Origin of the sequence: Staphylococcus sp. HMSC059F04 (assembly GCF_001812565.1) — a bacterium.
In the GTDB taxonomy this organism is placed as follows: Bacteria; Bacillota; Bacilli; order Staphylococcales; family Staphylococcaceae; genus Staphylococcus; species Staphylococcus lugdunensis.
This window is the reverse complement of record NZ_KV809459.1, coordinates 19,300-28,348: the sequence shown is the minus strand read 5'-3', so window position 1 is coordinate 28,348 and position 9,049 is coordinate 19,300. Positions and strand designations below refer to the sequence as shown.

Annotated in this window: 8 protein-coding genes; 5 read left to right on the top strand and 3 right to left on the bottom strand. The window is 35.3% G+C overall.

From position 1 onward, the window contains the following. Positions 1-59: 59 nt before the first annotated feature. The 3 genes from rnjA to def all read right to left on the bottom strand — a co-directional run bounded on the left by rnjA (position 60) and on the right by def (position 2,943). Complete coding sequence (gene rnjA, locus HMPREF2864_RS00455; RefSeq protein ID WP_002478368.1) at positions 60-1,739, bottom strand: ribonuclease J1; 1,680 nt, start codon at positions 1,737-1,739, stop codon at positions 60-62. Beyond that, positions 1,739-1,957 carry a DNA-dependent RNA polymerase subunit epsilon gene (locus HMPREF2864_RS00450; RefSeq protein WP_002459428.1) on the bottom strand — a complete coding sequence of 73 codons (219 nt, stop codon included), beginning with the start codon at positions 1,955-1,957 and terminating at the stop codon, positions 1,739-1,741. Before HMPREF2864_RS00450 ends, rnjA begins: the two co-directional genes overlap by 1 nt. Positions 1,958-2,391: 434 nt before the next feature. Then, positions 2,392-2,943 (bottom strand): peptide deformylase, encoded by a 552-nt coding sequence (gene def / locus HMPREF2864_RS00445; protein WP_070544790.1) that lies wholly within the window; start codon positions 2,941-2,943, stop codon positions 2,392-2,394. Positions 2,944-3,080: 137 nt separating this feature from the next. On the opposite strand from def, the gene HMPREF2864_RS00440 reads away from it, so the two are divergent. The 5 genes from HMPREF2864_RS00440 to lpdA all read left to right on the top strand — a co-directional run bounded on the left by HMPREF2864_RS00440 (position 3,081) and on the right by lpdA (position 8,897). Further along, on the top strand, positions 3,081-3,710 hold the full coding sequence (locus HMPREF2864_RS00440; RefSeq protein ID WP_002459426.1) for a YkyA family protein: 630 nt from the start codon (positions 3,081-3,083) through the stop codon (positions 3,708-3,710). Between the two features lie 166 nt (positions 3,711-3,876). After that, positions 3,877-4,989, top strand: a complete 1,113-nt coding sequence (gene pdhA / locus HMPREF2864_RS00435) for a pyruvate dehydrogenase (acetyl-transferring) E1 component subunit alpha (RefSeq protein ID WP_070544791.1) — start codon at positions 3,877-3,879, stop codon at positions 4,987-4,989. Between the two features lie 3 nt (positions 4,990-4,992). After that, positions 4,993-5,970 carry an alpha-ketoacid dehydrogenase subunit beta gene (locus HMPREF2864_RS00430; RefSeq protein ID WP_070544792.1) on the top strand — a complete coding sequence of 326 codons (978 nt, stop codon included), beginning with the start codon at positions 4,993-4,995 and terminating at the stop codon, positions 5,968-5,970. A gap of 212 nt (positions 5,971-6,182) precedes the next feature. Beyond that, entirely contained in the window at positions 6,183-7,487 is a 1,305-nt protein-coding gene (locus HMPREF2864_RS00425) for a dihydrolipoamide acetyltransferase family protein (RefSeq protein ID WP_002478366.1), read from the top strand. A gap of 3 nt (positions 7,488-7,490) precedes the next feature. Then, a complete protein-coding gene (gene lpdA / locus HMPREF2864_RS00420; RefSeq protein WP_070544793.1) occupies positions 7,491-8,897 on the top strand; it encodes a dihydrolipoyl dehydrogenase in 1,407 nt (468 codons plus the stop codon). The last annotated feature ends 152 nt before the right edge of the window (positions 8,898-9,049 follow it).

Genomic DNA, 9,049 nt, shown 5'->3' with positions numbered 1-9,049 from the left:
TTGGCTTTTTTACATTGTTTAAGAACTTAATGTCTGAGACCCTTAGTATGGTCTAAACATCATTCTTCATTGACTTTCATAATCACAGGTAAAATCATTGGTTTGCGCGCTGTTTTTTCGTATAAATAAGGCTGCAATGTTTCAATGATAGATGATTTAATTTGATGCCATTGAATGTCTTTATTACTATTTAATTTGGAAATAACATCAGTTTTGATGCGACGTTGTGCATCGTATATCAATTGTCCAGATTCACGCATGTAGACGAAGCCACGTGAGATAATATCTGGTCCAGATAATAATTTGTTTGTTTTGAAATCAATGCTAACAACAACAATCACGAGACCTTCTTCAGAAAGAAGTTTACGGTCACGAATAACTACATTGCCAATATCACCAATACCACTACCATCAACCAAGACGTTACCGGATGGAATGCGACCAGCTTTACGTGCTGAATCATGTGTTAAAGCAAGTACATCACCAATGTCAAAAATAAAGACATTTTCTTCTGGTACACCGCAATCCACACCAGTTTGACCATGTGCTGTTAACATGCGATACTCACCATGAATAGGTAAGAAGAACTTGGGTTGTATTAAGCGTAACATTAATTGTTGGTCACCTTGAGAACCATGTCCAGATGTGTGGATATTAGATATTTTACTATGAATAACCTCTGCACCAGCTTTATATAATGCATTGATGGTTCTATTAATACTTTTAGTATTACCTGGTATAGGTGAGGAGCTAAATACAACTGTATCTTCTGGGATGATTTTAATTTGTTTGTGTGTACCATTAGCTATTCTTGATAATGCAGCCATTGGTTCGCCTTGAGAACCTGTACATAAAATCAATAATTCATGTTTTGGAATATGATGAATTTTATTAGGTTCTACGAATGTTTCAGGTGGAGCTTTAATATAGCCTAACTCCATACCAATTTTAATATTATTTTCCATTGAACGACCAAATGTCACTATTTTACGGTTGTACTTAATTGCTGCCTCTACCGCTTGTTGGACACGATAAATATTTGAAGCGAATGTTGCAAAGATAATACGGCCTTTGCAATTTCTAAAAATCTTATCCACATTTTGGCCAACTTCACGTTCACTTAATGTGAAGTCCGGGACGAGCGCATTCGTAGAGTCTGATAACAGACACAATACGCCTTCTTTACCAAGTTGCGCCATCTTAGCGATATTTGCAGGCGCTCCTACAGGTGTAAAGTCAAATTTGAAGTCTCCCGTGTGAACAATTTTACCTTCAGGTGTGTCAACAATAACACCATATGCTTCGGGAATGCTGTGTGTTGTAAGATAGAATGATACTTCAAAATGTTTAGATTTAATTACACTATCTTCTGTAATTTCAATCAATTCCGCATTTCTTAATAAATTGTGTTCATCTAATTTATTTCTAATTAAGCCTAGAGCTAATGGGCCACCATATATAGGCACATTAATTTGCTTCAATAGGTAGGGCACACCACCTATATGGTCTTCGTGACCATGTGTTATAAACAGACCGACAATTTTGTCTTGATTCTGTTCTAAATAAGTGTAATCGGGAATAACGTAATCAATACCCAATAAATTGTCATCTGGAAATTTTATTCCAGCATCGATAATGACAATTTCATCTTTGTACTCAACGGCGTAAGTATTTTTACCTACCTCTCCAAGACCGCCAAGTGCATATACACCTACTTCATTTTGATGTAATTGTTTCATTATTCAGCGTTCTCCACATTAAAATGTTCAGAATGTTCTTTTTCATATTCTAAATGTGCGCCCTCTAATTTTGTAATAAATTCGATGTTATAATTACGATCTTTTAAATAGCGTCTAACTTGTTCTTCTGTTTCGCCTTCAACATAAATAGTTTGAGTGTTTTCTCGTACGATAACCTCGTTTTTATTATGCTGATAAAATACTTTAAATATTGCCATGTTATCTATTTCCTCCTAATACGTTAACTTTTAAATGAATTTAAATAAGAACCTAGTACATACACAGGGTAGCTAAACTAAGTACCAATGTCCTGCTCGTTTTTTAATTAATGAAATAAAATGTCACAACATACAAGCCTTTTAATTGAAATTAAAATCTTACTGCCCGTTATGTTTTCTAGGGTATATTTCGTCGTTCATGTATTGAAATTAGTAAGTACTTTACTAAAATTCCAGTTATTCATTATTTTACATGAAGTAACGGAATAAATAAAGCAGTTTATAATATACTGATAATTATTATAAAAAAACTAAGCTTTATGGCAAAAATGAACAGCTAGTATCTCGTTTTAAAGATACTAGCTGTGATGATGTTACCATGATATATTGATAACTATATAATATTGTAAATATACTGCTTAGCAGTTCCCAAATTATACTTCTATTGAATCAGGTAGTGGTGTTAAAGGGTGTTCGGCATCAATATGATCATAGAACATGATACCGTTTAAATGATCAATTTCATGTTGAACGACAATAGCTGGATATCCTTTTAATCTAAGTTTAACATCTTTACCATCAATGTCTTTAGCTTTCACTGTTACTCGGTAGTGTCTATGAACGAGACCAGGTATGTTTTTATCAACGCTTAGGCAACCTTCGCCAGTAGGTAAATATGCGTACTGAACACTATAGCTTATCACTTTAGGATTGACTAACATTAAATCGTAAGAACGACCATTTCCATCATCAGGTAAATAGACAGCAATCATTTTCTTTGAAATATCTATTTGAGGTGCTGCTAAGCCAACACCTGATCGTAAGCCATATCGATTAGCAATTTCATCGTCTTGACTATTAATTAAAAATTCACGCATAGATTTTAAAGTTTGTTTATCTTCATCAGACAGTGGAAAATCAACATCTTGAGCTTCGGCACGTAATGTTGGATGACCGTCTTTAATTATATCTTTCATAGTTAACATGAATATACACCTTCCTTTATTAATTATAATCTATTATATTGAATAGCATTTATTATACGCTATTTGATTTGATTTATAAAAATACTTTCTATATCATTACAATCATTACAGTGAGTATATCTCGGGAGGGACTATAAATGAAATTATATCGAGCTTTGGGTGTCTTACTTGCATCCACTCTTTTGCTGGCCGGATGTACAACGGATAGAAAAGAAGTGAGAGCTTATGAAGATACGATACAACAAGCCTCTAGCAATGAACAAGTTATAAACTCAACTGGTCAAAAATTAAATGATTTAGAAAAGCAAAAGCAACAGTATTATAAAAAAATTGTAACTAATAATCCAGACACACGTGTTAAAGTTGCTGATAAGATGATTAGTAATATCAATGAAAGAAGCAAAGAATTTAATAAAGAAGTCAAAGCTATGAATGCTTCAAATAAAGAATTCAAAAAAGCAAGCAAACATATTAATCAAATTAAAGATGATTCCAAAAGAAAAGAACTCAAGGAACTTGATGATGCACTCAAAGATAAATACAAAAAGCACGATGATTATGCCGCAGCATATCGTAATATTTTAGATAAAGAACGATCATACTTTAAATTGTTGAAACAAAAAACGGTTATGCAACAACAAGAAAAAGAAAAGGGAGAAGCAATTAACAAGGCTCAAAAAACATTTAAGCAAAAATTTGAAGCATACATAAAAGCGTTGAATAAGGTCAATAAAGAAAAAGGAGATATTGACAAAATAAGCGAATGATTTAACTAATACAGATTGTCTAAATGGACTAATACAGATGGATAATCTGTATTCTTTTTTAGTAACACAGAACTTTTCCAAATTGATTAACAGGTCTATTTATTTATGATACAATACAAATGGATAAAATGAATTTCTATTATATGGGAAAGGTATGGTGAATTGAATGGCTCCTAAGTTACAAGCCCAATTCGATGCAGTAAAAGTTTTAAATGAGACGCAATCGAAATTTGAAATGGTTCAAATTTTGGATGTAGATGGTAATGTCGTAAATGAAGACTTAGTACCTGATTTAACAGATGAACAACTTGTAGAATTGATGGAAAGAATGGTATGGACTCGAATTCTTGACCAACGTTCTATTTCATTAAATAGACAAGGACGTCTAGGTTTCTATGCGCCTACAGCAGGACAAGAAGCTTCACAATTAGCTTCACAATATGCTTTAGAAAAAGAAGACTTTATTTTACCTGGTTACCGTGATGTACCACAAATTATTTGGCACGGTTTACCATTAACTGAAGCATTCTTATTCTCAAGAGGTCACTTCAAAGGAAATCAATTCCCTGAAGGTGTAAATGCCTTTAGTCCACAAATTATTATCGGTGCGCAATACATTCAAACTGCTGGTGTCGCATTTGGTATTAAAAAACGTGGTAAAAAAGCAGTAGCGATTACTTACACAGGTGACGGTGGATCTTCACAAGGTGACTTCTATGAAGGTATAAACTTTGCTTCTGCTTATAAAGCGCCTGCAATTTTTGTAATTCAAAATAATAACTACGCGATTTCTACACCACGTAGTAAGCAAACAGCTGCCACTACATTGGCTCAAAAAGCAATTTCTGTAGGTATTCCTGGTATTCAAGTTGATGGAATGGATCCATTAGCAGTTTATCAAGCAACTAAAGAAGCACGTGATCGTGCAGTTGCAGGTGAAGGTCCTACTTTAATTGAAACAATGACATATCGTTATGGACCACATACAATGGCTGGTGACGACCCAACTCGTTACAGAACTTCAGATGAAGATGCAGAATGGGTGAAAAAAGATCCATTAGTACGTTTCAGAAAATTCCTTGAAAATAAAGGTTTATGGAATGAAGATAAAGAAAACGAAGTAATCGAACGTGCTAAAGATGATATTAAAAAAGCAATCAAAGAGGCAGACAAAGTTGAAAAACAGAAAGTTACTGACTTAATGGACATCATGTATGAAGAAATGCCTCAAAACTTAGCTGAACAATATGAAATTTACAAAGAGAAGGAGTCGAAATAAGCCATGGCACAAATGACAATGGTTCAAGCGATTAACAATGCGCTTAAAACTGAATTGCAAAATGACGAAAATGTTTTAATTTTCGGTGAAGACGTTGGTGTTAACGGCGGTGTATTCCGTGTTACTGAAGGTTTACAAAAAGAATTCGGTGAAGACCGTGTATTCGATACTCCATTAGCTGAATCAGGTATTGGTGGTTTGGCTCTTGGTTTAACTACTCAAGGATATCGTCCAGTTATGGAAATTCAATTCCTTGGCTTCGTTTTTGAAGTGTTTGACGAAGTTGCTGGACAAATCGCGCGTACTCGTTTCCGTTCAGGTGGTACAAAAACAGCTCCTGTAACTATTCGTACACCATTTGGTGGTGGGGTACATACGCCTGAGTTACACGCTGATAACTTGGAAGGTATTTTAGCTCAATCACCTGGTATTAAAGTGGTTATTCCTTCAGGCCCTTACGATGCAAAAGGTTTATTAATTTCATCTATTAGATCTAATGACCCAGTTGTTTATTTAGAACATATGAAATTATACCGTTCATTCCGTGAAGAGGTACCTGAAGAAGAATATACAATTGAAATTGGCAAAGCTAAAGTTGTTAAAGAAGGTACAGACATCACTTTAATCGCTTATGGTGCAATGGTTCAAGAATCCGTTAAAGCTGCTGAAGAACTTGAAAAAGATGGTCATTCAGTAGAAGTGATTGACTTACGTACTGTTCAACCATTAGATATGGATACGCTAGTTGATTCTGTTGAAAAAACAGGACGCGTTGTTGTTGTTCAAGAAGCACAACGTCAATCAGGTGTTGGCGCAAATGTTGCTGCTGAATTACAAGAAAGAGCAATTTTATCATTAGAAGCACCAATTGCACGTGTTGCTGCTGCTGATACAGTTTATCCATTCACTCAAGCTGAAAATGTTTGGTTACCAAACAAAAATGATATTGTTGAACAAGCAAAAGCAACATTAGAGTTCTAATAATTTGTTGTAAAAAATTGCAAGACTTACTTTTGAATAAATGATTTAGATGTGTAAAAATGAACTATGAGGTCGGGACAACTAAGGGTTTTGTATCATCTGGTAAAACGCATTAAAAAAGCTTTTCTAGTTGCATATTAAGCTGATGTCTCAACCTCATGTTATAAATTTAATGAAATAATTGAAAATGACATTATTAGGAGGACAAGAACGTGGCATTTGAATTTAGATTACCCGACATTGGTGAAGGTATCCACGAAGGTGAAATTGTAAAGTGGTTTGTTAAAGCCGGAGACACTATTGAAGAAGATGATGTGTTAGCTGAAGTTCAAAACGATAAATCCGTAGTTGAAATCCCTTCTCCAGTAAGCGGTACAATTGAAGAAGTGGTAGTAGACGAAGGAACTGTTGCAGTAGTAGGAGACGTCATCGTTAAAATTGATGCACCTGATGCTGAAGAAATGCAATTTAAAGGTCATGATGACGATTCATCAGCTAAAGAAGAGCCAGCTAAAGAAGAAGCTAAAGCTGAAACTGAAGAAGCGCCAGCAGCATCAGCTTCACAAGATGAAGAAGTAGACGAAAACAGAAAAATTAAAGCAATGCCTTCAGTTCGTAAATATGCACGTGAAAAAGGTGTTAATATTAAAGCGGTTGCTGGTTCAGGTAAAAATGGCCGTATCACAAAAGAAGACATTGACAACCACTTAAATGGTGGCGGTGCTCAAGCTGCATCTGCTTCTAATGAAAGTGCAGCTGCTTCAACTTCTGAAGAGACTTCTGCACCTCAAACTCAATCGGTTCCAGAAGGCGACTTCCCTGAAACAACTGAAAAAATCCCTGCAATGCGTAGAGCAATTGCTAAAGCAATGGTTAACTCTAAACACACTGCACCTCACGTAACATTAATGGATGAAATTGATGTTCAAGACTTATGGGATCACCGTAAAAAATTCAAAGAAATTGCAGCTGAACAAGGTATTAAATTAACATTCTTACCATATGTAGTTAAAGCACTTGTTTCTGCACTTAAAAAATATCCAGCACTTAATACTTCATTCAATGAAGAAGCTGGCGAAATTGTTCACAAACATTATTGGAATATTGGTATCGCAGCTGACACTGACAGAGGTTTATTAGTGCCAGTAGTTAAAAATGCAGATCGTAAATCTATCTTCCAAATTTCAGATGAAATTAACGAATTAGCTGTTAAAGCTCGCGACGGTAAATTAACTTCTGAAGAAATGAAAGGTGCTACATGTACTATCAGTAATATCGGTTCTGCTGGTGGACAATGGTTCACTCCAGTTATCAATCACCCAGAAGTAGCTATCTTAGGTATTGGCCGTATTGCACAAAAACCAATCGTTAAAGACGGCGAAATCGTTGCAGCTCCTGTATTAGCATTATCATTAAGCTTTGACCACAGACAAATTGATGGTGCAACTGGACAAAATGCAATGAACCATATTAAACGATTATTAAATAATCCAGAATTATTATTAATGGAGGGGTAAAACATGGTAGTTGGAGATTTCCCAATTGAAACAGATACTATTGTTATTGGAGCAGGCCCAGGTGGCTATGTTGCAGCAATTCGCGCAGCACAATTAGGACAAAAAGTTACAATCGTAGAAAAAGGTAACTTAGGTGGCGTATGCTTGAACGTTGGTTGTATTCCTTCAAAAGCATTATTACACGCTTCTCATCGCTTTGTTGAAGCACAACACTCTGAAAACTTAGGTGTAATCGCTGAAAGCGTATCACTTAAATTTGACAAAGTTCAAGAATTCAAACAATCAGTTGTAAACAAATTAACTGGTGGTGTTGAAGGCTTATTAAAAGGTAATAAAGTGGAAATTGTTAAAGGCGAAGCTTACTTCGTAGATAACAATAGCTTACGTGTTATGGATGAAAAAAGTGCTCAAACTTATAACTTTAAAAATGCTATTATCGCATCTGGTTCTAGACCAATAGAAATTCCTAACTTTGAATTTGGTAAACGTGTTATCGACTCAACTGGTGCGTTGAACTTACAAGAAGTTCCAGGTAAATTAGTTGTTGTTGGTGGCGGTTATATTGGTTCTGAACTTGGTACTGCATTTGCTAACTTCGGTTCTGAAGTTACAATCCTTGAAGGTGCGAAAGACATCTTAGGTGGATTTGAAAAACAAATGACACAACCTGTTAAAAAAGGCATGAAAGACAAAGGTATTGAGATCATTACTGAAGCAATGGCTAAAAATGCTGAAGAAACTGAAAATGGCGTTAAAGTTACTTATGAAGCTAAAGGTGAAGAACAAACAATCGAAGCTGATTACGTATTAGTAACTGTTGGCCGTCGTCCAAATACAGACGAATTAGGCTTAGAAGAATTAGGTCTTAAATTTGCTGATCGTGGATTATTAGAAGTAGACAAACAAAGCCGTACTTCTATCGACAATATTTATGCAATTGGTGATATCGTTCCTGGTTTACCACTTGCTCATAAAGCAAGCTATGAAGCTAAAGTAGCTGCTGAAGCTATCTCTGGACAAGCTTCAGAAGTTGATTATATTGGTATGCCTGCTGTATGCTTCACTGAACCAGAATTAGCTCAAGTTGGTTACACTGAAGCTCAAGCTAAAGAGGAAGGTTTAGAATACAAAGCTTCTAAATTCCCTTATGCAGCAAATGGCCGTGCGTTATCATTAGATGATACTACTGGTTTCGTTAAATTGATCACATTAAAAGAAGATGACACACTTATCGGTGCACAAGTTGCTGGTAATGGTGCTTCTGATATCATTTCTGAATTAGGTTTAGCTATTGAAGCAGGAATGAACGCTGAAGATATCGCATTAACAGTACATGCTCACCCAACATTAGGTGAAATGTCTATGGAAGCAGCTGAAAAAGCTATTGGATTACCAATCCACACTATGTAATAGTGATTTATAAATCGTTTAGAGCCTAAGACATTATTATGTTTTAGGCTCTAAGCTATATATTGGCGGCAGTTGACTGAATTGAAAACACGCTTATACTAAGTTTTTTCAATTTAAATCAACCTTGCCAGGGCGGGAATACGAATTCAAAA